Origin of the sequence: Marivita sp., assembly GCF_051859345.1 — a bacterium.
Classification (GTDB): domain Bacteria; phylum Pseudomonadota; class Alphaproteobacteria; order Rhodobacterales; family Rhodobacteraceae; genus Marivita.
This window is the reverse complement of the sequence record NZ_JBHYFV010000027.1, coordinates 19,232-38,634: the sequence shown is the minus strand read 5'-3', so window position 1 is coordinate 38,634 and position 19,403 is coordinate 19,232. Positions and strand designations below refer to the sequence as shown.

The 19,403-nt window shown below is 57.8% G+C and carries 15 protein-coding genes; 8 read left to right on the top strand and 7 right to left on the bottom strand.

Annotated elements, in window-relative coordinates; all coding sequences use genetic code 11:
- Positions 1 to 47: 47 nt before the first annotated feature.
- Positions 48 to 2,255 (bottom strand): hypothetical protein, encoded by a 2,208-nt coding sequence (locus tag ACTIEN_RS15855; protein WP_439524122.1) that lies wholly within the window; start codon positions 2,253 to 2,255, stop codon positions 48 to 50.
- Between the two features lie 227 nt (positions 2,256 to 2,482).
- Between ACTIEN_RS15855 and ACTIEN_RS15850 the strand changes: the two genes are divergently transcribed.
- Positions 2,483 to 3,451, top strand: coding sequence for a glycosyltransferase family 2 protein (locus ACTIEN_RS15850; protein ID WP_439524121.1), 969 nt, complete (start codon positions 2,483 to 2,485; stop codon positions 3,449 to 3,451).
- A 12-nt stretch (positions 3,452 to 3,463) separates the two neighbouring features.
- Here the strand turns inward: ACTIEN_RS15850 and ACTIEN_RS15845 are convergent, their stop codons facing one another.
- Complete coding sequence (locus ACTIEN_RS15845) at positions 3,464 to 5,116, bottom strand: glycosyltransferase family protein (RefSeq protein WP_439524120.1); 1,653 nt, start codon at positions 5,114 to 5,116, stop codon at positions 3,464 to 3,466.
- A 35-nt stretch (positions 5,117 to 5,151) separates the two neighbouring features.
- The gene (locus tag ACTIEN_RS15840) at positions 5,152 to 5,898 is read right to left on the bottom strand and encodes a class I SAM-dependent methyltransferase (RefSeq protein ID WP_439524119.1); all 747 of its coding nucleotides are present in this window, start codon (positions 5,896 to 5,898) and stop codon (positions 5,152 to 5,154) included.
- 264 nt (positions 5,899 to 6,162) lie between these two features.
- Between ACTIEN_RS15840 and ACTIEN_RS15835 the strand changes: the two genes are divergently transcribed.
- Complete coding sequence (locus ACTIEN_RS15835; protein ID WP_439524118.1) at positions 6,163 to 8,409, top strand: glycosyltransferase family 2 protein; 2,247 nt, start codon at positions 6,163 to 6,165, stop codon at positions 8,407 to 8,409.
- A 122-nt stretch (positions 8,410 to 8,531) separates the two neighbouring features.
- On the opposite strand, the gene ACTIEN_RS15830 is transcribed toward ACTIEN_RS15835, so the two are convergent.
- The 4 genes from ACTIEN_RS15830 to ACTIEN_RS15815 form a co-directional block, all read right to left on the bottom strand.
- Complete coding sequence (locus ACTIEN_RS15830; RefSeq protein ID WP_439524117.1) at positions 8,532 to 8,738, bottom strand: hypothetical protein; 207 nt, start codon at positions 8,736 to 8,738, stop codon at positions 8,532 to 8,534.
- A 31-nt stretch (positions 8,739 to 8,769) separates the two neighbouring features.
- Entirely contained in the window at positions 8,770 to 8,976 is a 207-nt protein-coding gene (locus ACTIEN_RS15825; RefSeq protein WP_439524116.1) for a hypothetical protein, read from the bottom strand.
- A gap of 569 nt (positions 8,977 to 9,545) precedes the next feature.
- A complete protein-coding gene (locus tag ACTIEN_RS15820; RefSeq protein WP_439524115.1) occupies positions 9,546 to 11,753 on the bottom strand; it encodes an NADP-dependent isocitrate dehydrogenase in 2,208 nt (735 codons plus the stop codon).
- A 104-nt stretch (positions 11,754 to 11,857) separates the two neighbouring features.
- Positions 11,858 to 12,595, bottom strand: coding sequence for a metallophosphoesterase (locus ACTIEN_RS15815; protein ID WP_439524114.1), 738 nt, complete (start codon positions 12,593 to 12,595; stop codon positions 11,858 to 11,860).
- 177 nt (positions 12,596 to 12,772) lie between these two features.
- Here ACTIEN_RS15815 and ACTIEN_RS15810 point away from each other — a divergent pair, with 177 nt between their 5' ends.
- The 6 genes from ACTIEN_RS15810 to bhcD all read left to right on the top strand — a co-directional run bounded on the left by ACTIEN_RS15810 (position 12,773) and on the right by bhcD (position 19,375).
- Entirely contained in the window at positions 12,773 to 13,777 is a 1,005-nt protein-coding gene (locus ACTIEN_RS15810) for an NAD-dependent epimerase/dehydratase family protein (RefSeq protein WP_439524113.1), read from the top strand.
- A gap of 130 nt (positions 13,778 to 13,907) precedes the next feature.
- Positions 13,908 to 14,732, top strand: coding sequence for a bifunctional allantoicase/(S)-ureidoglycine aminohydrolase (locus tag ACTIEN_RS15805; protein ID WP_439524112.1), 825 nt, complete (start codon positions 13,908 to 13,910; stop codon positions 14,730 to 14,732).
- A gap of 189 nt (positions 14,733 to 14,921) precedes the next feature.
- Positions 14,922 to 16,115 carry an L-aspartate--glyoxylate aminotransferase BhcA gene (gene bhcA / locus ACTIEN_RS15800; protein WP_439524111.1) on the top strand — a complete coding sequence of 398 codons (1,194 nt, stop codon included), beginning with the start codon at positions 14,922 to 14,924 and terminating at the stop codon, positions 16,113 to 16,115.
- On the top strand, positions 16,112 to 17,083 hold the full coding sequence (gene bhcB, locus ACTIEN_RS15795; RefSeq protein WP_439524110.1) for a beta-hydroxyaspartate dehydratase BhcB: 972 nt from the start codon (positions 16,112 to 16,114) through the stop codon (positions 17,081 to 17,083). The genes bhcA and bhcB overlap by 4 nt, the downstream gene beginning before the upstream one ends.
- A 34-nt stretch (positions 17,084 to 17,117) precedes the next feature.
- The gene (gene bhcC, locus ACTIEN_RS15790; protein ID WP_439524109.1) at positions 17,118 to 18,281 is read left to right on the top strand and encodes a 3-hydroxy-D-aspartate aldolase BhcC; all 1,164 of its coding nucleotides are present in this window, start codon (positions 17,118 to 17,120) and stop codon (positions 18,279 to 18,281) included.
- A gap of 128 nt (positions 18,282 to 18,409) precedes the next feature.
- Positions 18,410 to 19,375 (top strand): iminosuccinate reductase BhcD, encoded by a 966-nt coding sequence (gene bhcD / locus ACTIEN_RS15785; RefSeq protein ID WP_439524108.1) that lies wholly within the window; start codon positions 18,410 to 18,412, stop codon positions 19,373 to 19,375.
- The last annotated feature ends 28 nt before the right edge of the window (positions 19,376 to 19,403 follow it).

Genomic DNA, 19,403 nt, shown 5'->3' with positions numbered 1-19,403 from the left:
GCGTTGGGTCAACGCGTCTGGTGGGCCAAATATAGCCCCCGGTGTCGTTAGCCCAGCGCCTTCATCCCCATGCGCACGGCCCGGTTGGGGTTCTGTTTGAGGATGTGTTCGCCAAGTGCGCGTGCAAGGGCGGTATGGCCCTTTTCCACGGCGCGATTGAACAGCTCTCGTTGATATCTTGGAAAGGTTCGGCGTGTGCGAAGCATCTGGTAATAGTCCTCGCTGCTCAGCGTTCCGTTCAGCGCGCCTAGAATGATTGGACTTAAGATTCCCATCTGGTTCAGCGAACTTCCCAGGCGGTGACCCAGCAAGGGCGCGCGCAGGTGTTGGACGTTCTTGCCCGTGAACCGCGCCGCGTGTTGAGCATCCAGAGGTTCGTACGGATCATACAGGATCGACACGCGGTTGGCCGCTTTGCAGACTTCGGAAGCATCGCCATATGCGCCGCTGAAATCCCGATCCCAGACAACTTTGTACCGGGTCTCCCACGGGACCACTGCTTTATCGACCGTGGATTGCGGAGAGATCGCGACCACGTCGCATCCCGGTGCCGCTGGTGAAAACGCGCAGGCCGCGTAGCCCCCCATCGAGGCGCCGTAAAACACTACGCGCTTGAATTGTTTGAAGAAGCCGCTTTTCTTCAACTCGTCGAATTGGTCATAGACCCACGGTTCACGATACCACGTCCAGCCGCCCGCCAGAACACCCAGCATCGACCAGCCCTGATCCCTGATAAAGCCATAGCCCCACGGACGGCGATCCTCGCGCTTGGTCATCGCGATATCGAGGTTGTCAAAGGTCACGACAAGGGTGTCAGGATCGCGCGGCACATAGAGAAAGCTGTGTCCGTTCGTCCCCGGTCGATACCAGCCGTTCTCACCTGCCAATTGCAAGGCAATGTCATCCCAGCTTTCATCCGTCACCGGGGCGGGTGGATTGGGCGTGACGCGGATGCGGGTCACGGGTTTGCCGTCTTCCTCACGCGTTGAAAGCGAAGTGTTGGTTCCGTGCGCCTTCAAGAACGGAAACGCCCCTGATCCACGCCGCACATCCATGAAAATGCGGGTGTCGGAATGCACACAGCGCTGCAAGAAGGGTTCAAGAAACTGCGTTTTCCACTGATCGCCAAAGCCTTGCAGATTGCACAACACGTCCACCGGCCGCAGGTCGGCTTCGGATCGGATGATCTTGATCCGGTCTGCGTCAACCTCGTTCTCGGTCAAGAAGGCGATGTAATCGGAGAGCCACGGCATGTCGTCGTCTTTGAACTTGGCGCGCCGGTTGGTGTTCACCAATTGAATGTCACAGTCGAACTTGTGATGCAGAGCAAGGACAAAGCTGCGCGCTGTGCCGACAATATCAGCCACGCTGCTGACGTCGCCCAGGTCCAACTCATCAATCAGCGCACCGTCAAACGTGGTGCGCCCCCGTCCCTTGATTGGGGCCAGGGCAGGGGTGATCCCATGCGCCTGCACCAGCTTTTCGAGGTACGATTCCTTGGGCGGCAAGCCATCGTGCAGGGTGCCCAACTGGCGTTTGTTTGATGCCCAAAGGTGCAAGGCCGTGGTTTGTCCGGTGATCAGGCCATCAGCCAACTCTGATCGGCGCATGAATTTTGTGCGATCACGGAAGGTAACCGGATAAAACGCGTTCAGCGGTTGAACATGGTCTTCCAGTCCAAGGGCATGCACATAGTGAGTGACCATCATCGGCCCCCAAACGCCCCAGGGCTGTTCGGTAATGTGAACCGGTTTGCCCTTTTCGGCCTTCCTGCGCATCTCTTCTTGCCGCTTTTTCGGCAGGAAAGGCGCGATGGAATACCGGTCATCGGTAAAGTCGATCATCTGGCGCAGCGCGTCGCTGTTGGCGGGCAATCCCAGAACGGCGTTGTTCACGCGATGCTCACCGGGCAATTCATAGCCAAAGACATATTCGGTGTCGTAGTCCATCGGGCGGTGGCAATAGACGTCGGTGTCCACCCAGATCATGCCGGGGTTTTGCTGGATCATGTGCAGGCGGAACCAGTCTGCGAACAGCGCATAGCTGTTCTTCTGTTCGTACTTGATGAAATCGTCTGTATCTATGATCTCGCGACCGTCCCGGCGGATCACGCCATCGGGCACGTTGGGAATGTCTTCATAGCTGAACAGCGTGATCTTCTGACCCTTGTCGACAAAGGATTTCAGGCACAGCTGTTCCAGCCAACTGAGCGGGCCACCGATCCAGAGCGTTCCAACCTCGCGTGTGCGTGGCATCTGCTTTTCCTCATGCGCGCGCGCCTCGTTGCATGGTCCGGGCGGCGTCGTTTGCTAAATCCTAGGGGCAATCGACCAACTTGTGTAGCCTGCGTGAATTCTGACTCAGTTTTTGCGCCATTCGTGCCTTTGCTGCCATGTGGCTTGCACGGGACGGGAACAACACGTTACATTTTTTCAAAACGAAACAATGGCGGTCGCCCAATGAACCGCCGTGTGAGGCAAAGATGAGCAGCGAGACCTACACAGTTGTCTCAACCATGAAAAATGAGGGCCCTTATATCCTCGATTGGGTCGCTCATTACAAAACGCTGGGGTTTGACCATATCCTGGTCTGCACAAATGACTGCACAGATCCAACGGTGGATATCCTGCTGCGTCTGCAAGAGATGGGGCTGGTCACTCAGCACAACACGATCGTCCGCAAAGCCGGAATTCACCGCAGTGCCCTGCGACAGGCAAGCCGCCGTTATGACATCGTGATGGACGCCAAGTGGGTCTTTGTCTGCGACGTGGACGAATATCTGAACATTCACATGGGGGATGGATCGGTACAGGCGCTGGTCGAAGGGTCAGGCGCCGACAGCGATGTGATCTCTGTGCCGTGGCGCGTCTTTGGGCCGGACGGGATCGAAACCTTTTCAGACAAACCCGTGAGCCAGCAATTCATCAAGGCCGAGCTTGAATGGGACGCAACGGATCGGCCGGAAACCGGGAAATTCATCAAGTCCCTATACACGAACCAGCACAAGTTTCAGCGCATGGGCCTGCATGCCCCCGTGTCGTTGGACGACCACATCGCCGACACAAGGCGTGTTTTGCCGGGTGGGGCGGAATACATCATCAACGGCCAGCGCACCGACAATCCGCCCCTGTTCACGCACGCTCAGGTCAATCACTATGCCCTGCGATCCATGGACAGCTTTCTGGTGAAACGCGCCCGCGGACGCGCCAACCATTCCCATCATGTGTTGGGGATGGAGTACTGGGACCGGTTCAACCTGAACGACGAGACGGACACGTCGATTGATCGCTACAAGACGAAGTCAGCGAAGCTCGCAAAAGAGCTGAAATCCGATCCGGTCCTGAAAGACCTGCACGCACGCGCTGTCGACTGGCACAGGCGCAAGGCAGCCTCCCTCAAGATGGATCCGGACATGGACGACCTGATAAACGGGCTTAAGGCGGCTCTTTAGAAGAGCAGAGACCTACTCCGCCGCCATCGCCTGCTGTGCGTTGATCTGCGCAACCACATCCAGAATTTGCTCTGCCCGCGCCTCAAAGGAATGTAGCTTCACCAGCTTCTTGGCCAGCGTCACGCGTTTCTTGCGCTTGGTCGCTGTTTCCGAACGTGCTTTTTTCAGGGCCGCGTCAAAGCTTTTCTGGTCGTCGAAGGTGTACACAAATTCGGCAATGTCGTCGGGCATCCAGCCCACATCCTCGGAGATCGGGATCGCACCGCAAGCCAGAGCGTCGAAAACGCGGTTCGACAAAAGCCCGCGGCTTTGCATCACGCCGGTATGATCATTCAGCACAATTTCGGCGGATTGGTAGATCATCGGAAGGTCCACGTTGTCCACACCATCCGCGACGACAAAGCGGTCATATGGTCCGTCTCGCCAACCTGGCCCCCAAAGTTGGATATCTTCACCGGCGTCAACCGCATAGGTGACCGATTTGCGGCCCTCGGGTTCGCGGGCGCGACCGACAAAAACAACACCGTCGCGGATTTTCGCTTTTCCGGGTGTCATCAGGTTCCCATCGAACGCCTGCGGCAAGAGCGTTGAAATCCCCTTGCCACGTCCGGTCAGTGCGTCGTCCATCAGCGGCTGCGAGGCCCAGAAAACGTGATCGGCCTGATCATAGTTCATGTCTCGCATGCCCTTGGAGATCGACCAGAACAGGTTGAGACGCCCTGGAATGCGGGCAACCTGTGCCCGACCGCGCAGGACCAGGTCGATGCCGCCTTGCGTCTGGTTGAGGTTCCAGTTTTCCTGCGATGCAATTGTGACCCGGTGGCCCATGTGGCTGAAGGCACGCGCGAGGCCTCGTGCGAAATGGTAATCCCCCCAGTTGCGCATCTTGGCTTGTGACGGTGCCGCTATCTTGATGCAGATGTCGGGATTGGTTTCCCAGCCCTTGCCCAATTCGCGCGGGAATTCAGTGAGCCAGCGGCTCTGGTGTGCCGGGATGATATCGAACGACGAAAAATAGCGCTCTACGCCGTAATCTTCCAATTCGACTTCAAGATACTCTTCAAGGATCTGATCGTAGTTCTTTTCGAGAACGCGGTTCTTGTGATCCAGATCTGTCACGATGACCAAACCTGTCGGCGCGGCGTCCACAATTTCGATTGTCAGATCGGGGCGGTATTTCTGCAAGACGGGGACCATCTTCCAGACGTCACCTGTCCAGGATGACGTACCAGCCTGTCCGCGTGTCCGCGAGGCCATTGGCGCGTTCCAAGGAAGACAATCGTGCATCACGATCATCCCGTCCTTCGTGCAGTGTTTCTCCGTTCCGATGAAATCGCGCAGCAGGTATTCAAAAAGGTGCATCCCGTCGAGAAACGCCAAATCCACCTTGGCACCAAGCCGCGACAGCCTTTCAGCCTGGAAAAATGCGTCACTCGTTTCCTGAAACGCGTAGAATTCCGGTTTTTCGCCTATGACCTCTTGCCGAAGCCGATACACCGGATCGACCGAGATGGATTTTGCCCGGCTGAACGCAAGGCTCGCCCCGGTCTGTGTTCCGATCTCAAGATACCATTCGGGGTCGAGCGCGTGATGAAGCGCTTCGAAAAATGACAGGTATTGCATCCCTTCGGCACGGATACATCCATCTTCTGCAATCTGATTCATACCTGATACCTCGTCTATATTTTGTGCAGTGCGGCTTATTCCGCCGCTTCCTGCCAGCGATTCACATAGTCTGATTGATAGACCTTGGGATTTGATGACTGCGCCTTCAAAGGTTTGCGCACGGCATAGTTCAAGATGATGCCGCCACCGGGAAGATCACCAGACAGACGCGGACGCACACCGGTTTCGTTTGGGTTGGTGGTTGTGACCACCTTGTGGGCATACATCGGCATCAAGGGCTGTAGCGAGCAATGCAGCACCGCATATTCCATGGTCTTTTCCCAGAAACCGTACACCATTTCCGGATTGATCTGGTAAAAAGAATGATTGATCCAGTTGTTGCAGGGCGAATGACCGATCAGAACCCCACCGGGTTTCAGCATCTTGTGAATGTTGCGATAGGCTGTCGGCAGGTCGAAAATATGCTCGCAAGTCCCACCATCATAAATCACATCGAATTTGCGTTCGAGCTTCTTGGGCAGCTTTCCACCAAGGTCTTGAATAATCGTTGCGTTTTCGAAATCGGACACGTCGATCGAATCCACCGAGGAAAACCCAAGGGTCTCGAAAAATGTCTCTGAATATGAATCGTTTGGATTTACCAGATCCTCTTCGGCCACATCCGGCAGGTATGTCCCCAGCGTTTTTTCAAAAAGCGCGGCAGAGCGTTTGCGGCGCTTTCCAACCCAACGCTGACGCCCGAGCATTGCAAAAGCTCCGGATAGGTCATTCTGCTTCACGGTTTCAATAAGCCGCGCGGCAAGCGTGTCTGGGATCGCCATCAACTGCTCTTTCTCGATATTCTGACGTCTGACGCGTCGATTGACGTCAGGATATACGCAAACAAAAGCATTTGGCACGGTTTTCTGCGGTGCGGTGTCGATCTGCTTCGCGCGCCTGTGTCCCTTTTGCACGTCGCTTGCACCGGAAAGGCCGGCTTTGTTGGTGTTGTCACAGCATTTCGGCTAGAAAAGTCAAACAAAACGAGCAGAAATGAGCCGTAACAGTCGGGTGTCCCGGTTTGGTGCGGGGCCGCAGGTAAAAACATGGAACGCGTGATCAGTCGGCATTTGTCGGGGCAGGAGTTCGGTGCGATCGGGGTGCTTGATGCGGTTGCGCATCAAACCGGCGCTGATCGCCATGTCACCATTTTTTTCGCAGCCGGGTCCGACACGCAGGCCTTGGTGCCGAAAGGCGGGGCCATTGCAGTTCACGACATCAGCGTTGGTGGGGCGCATTGCATCACTTACGCCATGCCGAATGACGGACCGATCTCGTTCGACCTTTCCGGACAGGATGTGACCCTCTCACCTGCCGAGATCGAGACAGCAGCGTTCGAAGGCAAGAACTGCATTGCCGCCATCCGCAATGGTGAAGACGCTGAGACAGTTGCAACCTGGCTGCAACACCATGTCGATCACCAGTCGCTGCAAGCTGCCGTCATCGTCGACCGCACGAAGGCCGGGACTGATCCGACGTTTGCATCTCAGATGTCGGTCCAGGTCCAACGGCGCGGTCTGGAGTGTACGGTCCTGATCCTGACCAGCGAGTTGCCGTTGGGCAAGCCCGACACCCCGGCAGAGGCTCATCCGTTCTGCGTGCCCGAAGCGCCGGGCAAAGACCGGATGACCATCCCCGCACCCGCGCCATGGAGCGCCCCGCTTGGGGCAATGTCGCTTTATGAAATTCTGCGCCTGCGGTTCCTGTCCCAGGCCCGCGCAGTTGCCAATCTCGAGGTACACGACCTTCTTCCGCCCGATGCGCCGAATGTATTCGACAGCGCTGTCGAGGCCGATGGTGGGGTGATCGCGCTTTTCGGGCGGCACTGTTATCCGTGGCGTGTGCGCAAGGACGAACCGACACTGTTTGCGGATCATATTTGTGTGCAGTTCGATGCCAAGGGTGGGCGTCAACGCTGGTGCATCGCACCCTCCAAGGCTCCCGAAGCTGCGATCTGGCGGATGATCCGGATCGGCAATGCCACACCCGACCGGGCCAGAACGCAGTTGTTCTATCGCTACATGGCGCTGCGGCATCCGACACCGTCGATATCCAAGATCGTGCCGAAAACGTCGTTGATCGAACACCCGCCACTGCTTGAGATGTCGCAAGACCATTGGGGCCACAAACCTGTCCGGATGCCTGAACTGGAACCGGATAATCTGCCTAAAGGCAAAGGCCGGCGGGCGATTGTGACGACGATGAAGAACGAGGGTCCGTTCATCCTTGAATGGCTCGCCTACCATCGCGCCATCGGGTTCGACGATATCATCGTCTATACCAACGATTGCACCGATGGCACCGATACCATGCTTCAGATGCTCGAACGGAAAGGCTATGTGCAGCACCGTGAAAACCCGTTTCGGGACTCGGGTCTGAAACCGCAACATGCCGCCCTTCAGGCATCCGAGGACGAACCCGTCATCAGGAACGCGGCCTGGGTCACCTGTATCGACGTGGACGAGTTCGTGAACATCAAGGTGGGCGACGGCACACTGGATGCGCTGTTCGATGCCGTGCCGGACGCCAACATGATTGCGATGACCTGGCGGTTGTTTGGCAATGGCGATGTGCATGAATACGAGGATCGCCCGATCACCGAACAATTCCTGCGATCGGCACCGGAATTTGCCCGCAAACCGCATCAGGCGTGGGGCTTCAAGACCCTGTTCCAGAATATCGGTTTGTTCAAGAAACTGGGGGTTCACCGACCCAAGGGACTGAACCCGCAATTGTGGGAAGAAATCAACTGGGTCAACGGGTCTGGCCAGCCGCTTCCGCGAGAGATGTACCGCAACGGCTGGCGGTCGACGACGGACACCTATGGGTATGACCTGGTGCAGCTCAACCATTATGCGGTGCGCTCCGCCGAAAGCTTTCTGGTCAAGCGTGACAGGGGGCGGGTGAACCATGTCGACCGGGATCAGGGGCTCGCCTACTGGTTTCGGATGAACAACAACGCTGAGGATGAGCTTTCGATCCAACCCCGCCTCGCGATGATGAAGGATGAACTGGCGCGGCTGATGTCCGACCCAGAGATCAAGACTGCGCACGAAAACGCCGTGGCCGCGCATCGCGCCAAGATTGATGCGCTTCGGTCGACTGAAAACTACGCCAGTTTCTATTCTGATCTGACCGGACCACGGCTTGAGACACTGTCGCGGCTACACGATCATTTCGGATCGAACGTCTTTCTGTCCGGGCCCGAAGTTGTTCCGGACGAGGTTCTGTCGAAGGACCCCGCAGAGGACTGGTTCTTCACCGTCGAACTTTCAGGTGAAACGGCCCACTGATTGCTTCTCGGAAGACATTGAAGGCCGCCCGGTATGGGCGGCCTGTTCATCGTCCGCGACGCGCCCGTGTCAAAGGAGGCGTCGCGGGGGTTGGTGTGCGGCTGTCAAAAGCCGTTGATCGTTCACTTCACCAGTGCTTGGACCGTTGCGCGCTTTTCGCTTGCGCTGTCACCCGAGTGGATAACCGACAGGATGGTGTTCACCTGTGCGTCCGACAGGGTGGAGACGTCCACGTTCGGTGCATATTGCTGGATGGCGGATGTGTCGACCATCGCGGATGCCGAAAAGGCGGTGAGGACGAGAGCGGTTGCTGTGATAAGGGTTTTCATTTTCTTCAGTCCTTTTGTGTGAGGGTTGGGTTTACTTGACCAGTGCCTGGATGAACGCGCGCTTTTCGCCTGCGCTGTCACCCGAGTGAATGACCGACAGGATGCTGTTCACCTGTGCGTCCGACAGGGTGGTGACGTCCACGTTGGGTGCGTATTGCTGGATTTCGGATGTGTCGACCATCGCGGATGCCGAAAAGGCGGTGAGGACGAGAGCAGTTGCTGTGATAAGGGTTTTCATGGTCTGGGTCCTTTTTCTTGTGTGTCAAAGCGCCGTGTGGCGCGGTTGGAAGTCTGTTTGCTGCCGGGCTGTCTGTCCGACACCAATCAAGTTAGGCTCGGTTGGCATGGCTTTGAATTCACAGCTCGCGCACAGTGGCTCTCGCAAAAGTGGCCTTGACGGGACGCGGGTGCGATCACCCCTTGCGCATGGTTGCACAGTGATGGTGCGGCCCAGGAAAGACTGGGTGTTTTGCAGCTGACGCGTCGTTGGAAATGACACCACCGCGTGACGGCGATCACGGGTTCATGTGTGTCTTATGACGTATCAAGAAAACGTGTCTTCGCAATACCGTCCCATTGTTTCAGCGCAGACACCGCCACGCGATTGGCCGTGTCACTCTGTGTGAAGCATGTGTCAGGAATAAAAAGCGAATTTGCGTCTGCATGGCGGGTCTTTGCAGACAAATCGCCCCTTTGTCAGAGCGGCATTCCCAACGATCAAGGGTCAGGAGCGCCCCAAACGAAACAGGCCGGGCGATGGTGCCCGGCCTGTGATAGGGTTTGATGCGACGCGACGGCGTCGAGGGATCAGCCGATGATTGCGTTCAGCGTCGCTGAAGGCCGCATCACATCTGAAGTCTTGGCCGGGTCAGTGTGGTAGTAACCCCCAAGATCGGCAGCGCTGCCCTGTGCCGCCGCCAGTTCGGACACTATCGCATCTTCCTTGTCCGCAAGGTCTTTCGCAATCGGGGCGAAATGTGCTGCCAGCTCGGCATCGTCTGACTGTGCAGCCAACGCTTCGGCCCAGTAGCGCGCGAACCAATAGTGGCTGTCCCGGTTGTCAGGCTCACCCACTTTGCGGGACGGGGAATGGTTGTTGTCCAGAATGCCCTGCGTCGCAGCATCCACTGCCTTGCCCAGAACCCGTGCCTTTTCATTGCTGCGGGCATCGGCAAGGAACTGCAGGCTTTCGCCAAGTGCGCAGAACTCGCCAAGGCTGTCCCAGCGCAGGTGGTTCTGTTCCATCAACTGCTGAACATGTTTCGGAGCAGAGCCGCCCGCACCGGTTTCAAACAGTCCGCCACCATTCATCAGTTTGACGATGGAAAGCATCTTGGCCGATGTGGCCAGTTCCAGAATCGGGAACAGGTCCGTCAGGTAGTCCCGCAGCACGTTGCCGGTTACCGCAATTGAGGTCTTGCCTTCGCGGATCGTCTCAAAGCTTGCGCGGGTCGCCGCGCGCGGGGTCATGATCTTGAACGTGTCGGCAACGCCTTTCGCCTCAAGAATGGGCGTGACGTATTTGAGCAGCTCGGCATCGTGCGCCCGTGACGCGTCCAGCCAGAAGATCGCTTCGCAGCCTTCGGCTTTCTGACGGTCGATGGCAAGTTGCACCCAGTCTTCGATTGGTGCCTTGCGGGTTGAGGCAGAGCGCCAGATGTCTCCGGCCTCGACAGTGTGCTCATGAAGAACCGTCCCATCCGACAGGATCATGCGCACTGTTCCGTCATGCGGGATTTCGAACGTGGTCGGGTGCGATCCGTATTCTTCGGCCTTCTGCGCCATCAGGCCAATGTTCTGAACGGTCCCTGCCGTCGCCGGATCAAGCTTGCCGGTTTCTTTGAAGTAGGCAATCGTCTCGTCATAGACGGGCGCATAGGAATTGTCGGGGATCACGCAGTTGGCGTCATGTTCCTTGCCATCCGGACCCCAGCCTTTTCCGCCCGCGCGGATCAGCGCCGGCATGGAGGCGTCGACGATCACATCCGACGGGACATGAAGGTTGGTCAGTCCCTTGTCACTGTCCACCATGTAAAGCGGTGCCCGCTCGGCCATGACCTTTTCGATCTCGGCCTTGACCTCTGGCATGTCCTCGACATGGGTCAGCAGATCGCCAAGCCCCGAATTCGGATTGACGCCAGCGGCAGCCATTTGATCGCCGTACTTGTCGAACACCGGCTGAAGGAAAGCTTTGACAGCGTGGCCAAAAATGATCGGGTCGGACACCTTCATCATCGTGGCCTTGAGGTGAAGCGAGAAGAGCGTTCCTTCTTCCTTGGTCTTGGCGATCTCATCCGCAAGAAACGCATCAAGCGCCTTGGCCGACATGAAGGTGGCATCGACAACTGTTCCGGCGGGGTAGCCCAGACCGTCTTTCAGGACTGTTTCCGATCCGTCTTTGCCCACAAGAACGATCTTTGCCGTTGCTTCCGAAGTCAGAGTGGCGGATTTCTCGTTCGAGACGAAATCACCACCTGACATGGACGACACACGCGTCTTGCTGTCGGCAGACCAGTCCCCCATGCGGTGCGGGTTGTTCTGGGCGTAGGATTTGACAGCTTTCGCTGCGCGACGGTCAGAGTTGCCTTCGCGCAGAACAGGGTTCACCGCAGAGCCCTTGATCGTGTCGTACTTTGCGCGAACGGCTTTTTCCGCGTCTGTCGCAGGTGTCTCGGGATAATCCGGAAGCGCGTAGCCCTGACTTTGCAGTTCCCGGATCGCCGCCACAAGCTGCGGCACCGAGGCCGAGATATTGGGAAGCTTGATCACGTTTGCTTCGGGTGTCTTCACAAGACTGCCGAGGATTGCCAGATCATCTGGCTGACGCTGTGCTTCTGTCAGAACCTCGGGAAAGGTTGCAATGATACGACCTGCAAGCGAAATATCCTTTGTGCCGACGCTCACGCCAGCGGCCTTTGCGAATTTCTGGATGATCGGCAAAAACGACGCCGAGGCCAGCTCGGGTGCTTCGTCAACCTTGGTGTAGATGATGTCGGATGTGGTGTTGTCAGCCATGGGTCACGCCTTTCCTGATTTGCTCTTGCCATAGGCCAAAGCAAGTGAGTCGTAAACAGCATACAGTGGTATACATTGCCGCAATCAGCCGATTGCCTGCGGGATCAGGTCGAAATGAATTCCACCCCGTCCAGCGTAAAGACTGCGGCAGTCAATTGCCCGGTGGCATAAGCCCCCGTGTCAATGGAAATGCGGCCGTCCCGCATCTTTGGAGCTTCGACAATCGTGTGGCCGTGGACGATCCAGAAGCCATCTTTGCGGGGTGTCTTGCGAAACTCGGGATGGCCCCAGATGAACGTGTCGGGGTCATGCTGTTCCAGCGGAATGTTCGGGTCGGCCCCTGCGTGGACCACGGCCACGTTTCCGGACCATGCCACACATTCCAGACCTGCCAACCACGCGACCATCTGATCGCCCATCGCATCATACAGATCGTCACGCGCCCGCGTAAAGGTCTCTGCGCCCGAGGATTCAGTGACCCCCGCAATACCAAAGCTGGCCAGGGTCTGCAGACCACCATTGCGCAGCCAGCGCCGTCCTTGGGTGTCGGGCGACTTGAGGAAATTGAGCATGAGTTGCTCGTGATTGCCCATCAGCGGTGTGATCAGGTCGTGGTTCATCACATATTTCAGAACCTGGGCGCTGTGGTCGCCACGATCAATCAGGTCTCCGACACAGATGATACTGGTCTCTTTCGGCAATGCCTCGACAAGCGTGGAGAGCAGATCAATGCGCCCATGCACGTCTCCGATCACGCAGAATGGCGCGTCCGGCTTGACCGGATCGAAATGAGCCTCTGGCTCTGGAGATTTGCGTTTGCCGAAAAGAGTTGGGATTTTCATGCAGATTTCTTGTTTGGACAACCGGCATCTGCCAGTTTATTGAGCGGATCTACAGGGGAATATGGGCCCGAAATCATCATTAGGAAGGTTTTGAGCAATTTCGCGCTGTGGTTCTGACAACACGATCATGTTAGGCGCTGATCCGACCCATCGTGATTGCATAGGTGAAATGACCTGATGAAACGTGTCCTTGTCACCGGCACTGCCGGTTTTATCGGTTTCCATCTTGCGCGGCTGCTTCTGGATGATGGCTATGCGGTTCATGGTTACGACGCGATCACCGATTATTACGATGTCACGCTTAAAGAGCGCCGCAACCAGATGCTGCTGCAATCGCAGGGCTACAGCTTTACCCATGCAACGCTCGAGGAACCCGAGACCTTTGAGCGGGTCGCCTCCGAATTCGCGCCGGACATCATCGTCCATCTCGCGGGGCAGGCCGGGGTGCGCTATTCGCTGGAGAACCCGCGCGCCTATCTGGACAGCAATCTTGTCGGCACCTTCAACGTGATGGAGGCAGCGCGACAGTTGGAGGTTGAACACTTGCTGATGGCCTCAACCTCGTCGGTCTACGGTGCCAACGAAGAGATGCCGTTCAAGGAGACCGACAAGGCGGACACTCAGCTGACCTTTTATGCGGCGACGAAAAAGGCCAATGAAAGCATGGCGCACAGCTATGCACATCTGTGGCAGATCCCGACGACGATGTTTCGGTTCTTCACCGTCTACGGTCCGTGGGGTCGGCCCGACATGGCGCTGTTCAAGTTCACCAAGGGGATCTTCGACGGTACACCCATCGACATCTACAACCACGGCGACATGTACCGCGATTTTACCTATGTCGAAGACTTGGTGCGTGGCATCCGGTTGTTGATGGATGCGGTGCCGGGCGGACCGGAAACGGCGGTCGTAGCCGACACGCTAAGCCCTGCTGCGCCGTACAGGATCGTCAATATCGGCAACTCGGACAAGGTGCGCCTGCTCGATTTCATCGAAGCGATCGAGGCCGAGACCGGGTTTGCGGCCAAGCGCAATTACATGGACATGCAGAAGGGCGATGTGTTCGCCACTTGGGCCGATGCGTCCCTGCTGCGGAACCTGACAGGCTATGCGCCACAGACCAATGTCCGTGACGGGGTAGGCAGGTTCGTGACGTGGTATCGGGACTACTACGGCGTCTGACGATTTATCGGAGTGTTGGGTTAATTCGACGGGATTATCAAAGAATCTCGAATAGTCTTGCTTGGCGTTTGGCATGGTTTGCGCCGCAGATCAGCGCAATAGTGGCTAAGAACCAATCAAGGCACCCGACATGACATCCTATTTTGCGCCCACAGGCGGCCATCCAGGACAAGACCAGCTCCTGACCGACCGCGCTATGTTCACCGAAGCCTATGCTGTGATCCCGAAAGGCACGATGCGGGACATCACGACAAGCTTTCTTCCGTTCTGGGACAACACCCGCCTGTGGGTGATCGCCCGTCCGCTGACCGGCTTTGCAGAGACCTTTTCGCACTACATCATGGAAGTCGGCCCCGGCGGCGGATCTGATCGCGCCGAAACCGATCCCGAAGCCGAGGGTGTACTGTTCGTGGTCGAAGGCGCCATGAGCCTTACGGTCGATGGTGAAACGCACAAGATGACGGCAGGCGGCTATGCCTACCTTCCCCCGCAGTCGGGATGGACCCTGCGCAATACCGGGTCAGAGCCTGCGCGGTTCCATTGGTTGCGCAAGGCGTATCAAGCGGTCGACGGGCTGGAGCATCCGCAGGTGATCGTGACGAACGAAGCCGATGTAGCGCCGACGCCGATGCCCTTCACGGATGGCAAATGGGCAACCACGCGCTTTGTCGATCCTGCGGATCTGCGCCACGACATGCATGTGACTGTCGTTACCTTCGAACCCGGCGCAGTGATCCCGTTTGCGGAAACGCATGTGATGGAACACGGGCTTTACGTGCTCGAGGGCAAGGCGGTGTACCGGCTCAATCAGGATTGGGTCGAGGTCGAAGCCGGCGATTACATGTGGCTGCGCGCGTTCTGCCCGCAGGCATGTTATGCGGGTGGTCCGGGGCGTTTCCGCTATCTGCTCTATAAGGATGTGAACCGTCATATGCCGCTCAAACCTGGGCGCTGAGAATCGGTTTTGATCTGACGTAAGGGGGTTGGGTCGCAGCAATCAAAAAACACTTTCAACCAGTGAAAAATGTAAAACATTGAATTCATGATATTTTGAGAGATTTATCAAAATGAAAAATAATTTCGAAAAAATTGAAGGCAGGATGGCCTGACAGGTAAAGTGGGTTCAAATCGGAGGAGCAATTCCATGAGTTTTCAGAACCCAGTTTTCATCCCGGGACCAACCAACATCCCGGAATCGCTGCGCAAGGCATGTGACATGCCGACGATCGACCACCGGTCGCCCCTGTTTGGCAAGATCCTGCATCCTGCCCGCAAGGCGGTTCAGACGATCCTGAAAAGCGACAGCGCAGAGGTCTTCATCTTTCCGGCGTCCGGAACAGGCGGATGGGAGACCGCTTTGACCAATACGCTGAGCGAAGGCGACAGCGTTCTGGTTGCACGCAACGGCATGTTCTCGCATCGCTGGATCGACATGTGCCAGCGCTTCGGCCTAAACGTGCAGATCGTCGATGTGCCGTGGGGCAAGGGCATTCCTGCCGATCGCTACGAAGAGATCCTGACGGCTGACACAGGCCACAAGATCAAAGCGGTCTTGGCGACACATAACGAAACCGCCACTGGCGTGAAGTCCAACATCGCCGCCGTGCGGGATGCGATTGACGCGGCTGGCCATCCGGCACTGTTGTTTGTGGATGGAGTGTCCTCGATCGGGTCGATGGATTTCCAGTTCGACGCATGGAAGATCGACGTGGCTGTAACCGGCTCGCAGAAGGGGTTCATGCTGCCCGCTGGTTTGGCCATTGTCGGTTTCAGTGCCAAGGCGATGGCGGCAACAGAAACCGCCGGACTGCACCGCACCTTCTTTGACGTTCACGACATGGCCAAGGGATATGCAAACAATGCCTATCCCTACACACCTGCGGTTGGCCTGATGAATGGCTTGAACGAATCGTGCAAGATGCTGCTTGACGAAGGTATCGAGAACGTCTTTGCCCGTCACACACGCATTGCCGAAGGTGTGCGCGCCGCTATAGGTGCATGGGGGCTGAACCTGTGCGCCGAGACGCCTGATCTCTATTCCGACACGGTCAGCGCGATCCGCACGCCCGAAGGCTTCAATGCGACCGATATCGTGACCCATGCGGCCAGCACCTACGGCGTCGCGTTTGGCGTGGGTCTGGGTGAAGTTGCAGGCAAGGTGTTCCGCATCGGCCACCTTGGCAGTCTGACAGACGTCATGGCTTTGTCCGGCATTGCCACGGCAGAAATGTGCATGGTGGACTTGGGCCTCGACATCACGCTTGGGTCGGGAGTTGCTGCTGCGCAGGAGCACTACCGCCACGGGTCGAAGATCGAACAGAAGGTTGCGGCGCAATGAAAGACACCGGAATGATCATTCCCACCTATGAAGACATGCTGGCCGCGCATGAGCGGATCAAGCCGCATATCAACCGCACGCCGGTCTTGCAGTCAGCCTATCTGAATGAACTGACCGGGGCAGAATTGTTCTTCAAATGCGAGAATTTTCAGGAACCGGGCGCCTTCAAGGTGCGCGGTGGGTCGAACGCTGTGTTCGGTCTGAGCGATGAAGAAGCCAAGCGCGGGGTCTGCACCCATTCGTCGGGCAACCACGCGCTGTGCCTGAGCTATGCCGCCGGTCGCCGGGGCATCCCGTGCAACGTGGTCATGCCACGCACCGCACCACAGGCCAAGAAGGACGCGGTGCGTCGCTACGGTGGCACGATTACCGAATGTGAACCCTCGACAAGTTCGCGCGAAGAGGTGTTTGCGAAAGTGCAGGCCGAGACCGGGGGCGAATTCGTGCACCCCTACAACGACCCGCGTGTGATCGCGGGGCAGGGCACCTGTTCCAAGGAATTCATGGAGCAAGTTGATGGTCTGGACATGATGGTCGCCCCCATCGGTGGTGGCGGCATGATTTCGGGCACCTGCCTGACGCTGTCGACGCTGGCGCCCGAGGTGAAGATCATCGCGGCGGAACCCGAACAGGCGGACGACGCTTATCGCAGCTTCAAGGCGGGGCACATCATCGCGGATGACGCACCAGAGACCATTGCCGATGGTTTGAAAGTGCCGCTCAAGGATCTGACCTGGCATTTTGTGTCGAACCATGTGTCCGACATCCTGACCGCGTCCGAGGAAGAGATCATCGACGCGATGAAGATCACCTGGAAATACCTGCGCATCGTGATGGAGCCGTCCTGCGCCGTGCCGCTGGCGGTGATCCTCAAGAACAAGGACCGGTTTGCTGGCAAGCGCGTGGGCGTGATTGTGACCGGCGGCAACGTGGATTTGGATAAACTGCCGTGGATGATTGGTGCGTGAGATCACGCACCCTACGGATCAAGGGAGAACGACAATGAAAGATATGACCGTATTCGACGATTACGAAGTGGGCTTCGATATTCCTGCCAAACCGGGCATGGCGGAAGCCGATGTGCAGACACCCTGCCTCGTGCTCGACCTCGATGCGCTTGAGCGCAACATCAAGAAGATGGGCGATTACGCCAAGGCGCATGGCATGCGTCACCGCGTGCACGGCAAGATGCACAAGTCGGTTGATGTCGCGCTTTTGCAGGTGGACCTGGGCGGGGCCTGCGGCGTTTGCTGTCAGAAAGTGTCCGAGGCAGAGGTCTTTGCCCGTGGCGGCATCACCGACGTGCTGGTGTCGAACCAGGTGCGTGATCCGGCCAAGATCGACCGTTTGGCGCGCATGCCCAAGCTGGGCGCGCGCACGATCTGCTGTGTTGACGATCTGGCCAACGTCGCCGATCTGTCGGCTGCGGCGGTCAAGCATGGCACGCAGATCGAATGTCTGGTCGAAATCGACTGCGGCGCTGGGCGCTGTGGTGTGACCACGACGCCAGCGGTTGTCGAGATTGCCAAGGCCATCAACGCGGCTGAGGGACTGAAATTCGCTGGCATCCAGGCCTACCAAGGCGCGATGCAGCACATGGACAGCTATGACGAGCGCAAGGCGAAGATCGACATTGCCGTGGCTCAGGTGAAGGACGCGGTTGATGCGCTTAAGGCCGAGGGCATCGAGTGCGATATCGTCGGAGGTGGCGGCACAGGGTCGTATTACTTCGAGTCCAACTCGGGTGTGTATAACGAACTTCAGTGTGGCTCCTATGCCTTCATGGATGCTGATTACGGGCGAATCCTCGACAAGGACGGCAAGCGCATCGACCAGGGCGAATGGGAGAACGCGCTGTTCATCCTGACTTCGGTGATGAGTCACGCGAAGGCGGACAAAGCCATCGTCGATGCCGGTCTCAAGGCGCAGTCGGTGGACAGCGGCTTGCCGGTGATCTTTGGTCGCGATGATGTGGAGTATATCAAGTGCTCGGACGAGCATGGCGTGGTGATGGACCCGAAAGGTGTGCTCAAGGTCAATGACAAGCTCAAGCTGGTGCCGGGCCATTGCGACCCGACCTGCAACGTGCACGACTGGTATGTCGGTGTGCGGAATGGCGTTGTCGAATCCGTCTGGCCGGTGTCGGCACGCGGTCGCGCGTATTGATTTCGCTGCGCTGACGCGCATCGACAGGCTGGGGGCTCTGCCCCCAGACCCCCGGCATATTTTGAAAAAGAAGAAGACAGGACGGTGCGCAGTGAGGGCTGTTGCACCGTTTTTTCGAGGGAGAGACCATGTATATCGTTCCAGAAGTCCTGATTGCCGATCTGGTGTCACGCGAGGCCTCGTTCGAGGCCGTCGAACAGGTGTTCGCCGCAATGGCGGCCAAGGATGCCTATAACTTTCCTGTGGTGCGGGAGGCGATTGGGCATGAAGATGCTTTGTACGGCTTCAAAGGCGGGTTCGACCGGGTTGGTGGGGCGCTTGGCCTGAAGGCCGGGGGTTACTGGCCGCACAACCTTGAAAAACGCGGATTGATCAACCACCAGTCGACGGTGTTCCTGTTCGATCCGGACACCGGTCGCGTGCATGCGATGGTGGGTGGCAACCTGTTGACAGCGCTGCGCACGGCGGCGGCCTCGTCTGTGTCGATCAAACATCTGGCGCGCGCCGATGCCAAGGTCATGGGCATGGTCGGCGCGGGTCATCAGGCGACGTTCCAGCTGCGCGCGGCGCTGGAGCAGCGGTCGTTCGAAAAGGTGATCGGCTGGAACTATCACCCCGAGATGCTGCCGAATATCGAGAAGGTCGCGAACGAGGCCGGTGTTTCGTTCGAGGCGGTGGACCTGCCCGGCATGCAGGAGGCGGATGTGATCATCTCGATCACCTCGGCCTTTGCGCCGTCGTTGATGGCGGATCATGTCAGCCCGGGCACGCATCTGGCCTGCATGGGAACCGATACCAAGGGCAAGCAGGAAGTCGAGGCGGCGCTGCTGGCGCGGGCCAAGGTGTTCACAGACGAAGTGGCGCAATCGGTCAGCATCGGCGAGGCGCAGCACGCGGTGGCGTCTGGCCTGATCGCGGAGAGCGACGTGATCGAGATCGGCGCGGTGATCAATGGCACCCATCCGGGACGGACGTCCGACGAGGACATCACGCTGTTTGACGGCACCGGTGTCGGGCTTCAGGATTTGGCGGTGGCGTCGAAGGTGGTCGCGTTGGCCATCGAACGGGGCGTGGCGATCGAAGTGGCGTTCTGAGCGGTGTTGACTGCGGGGATACTGCGCG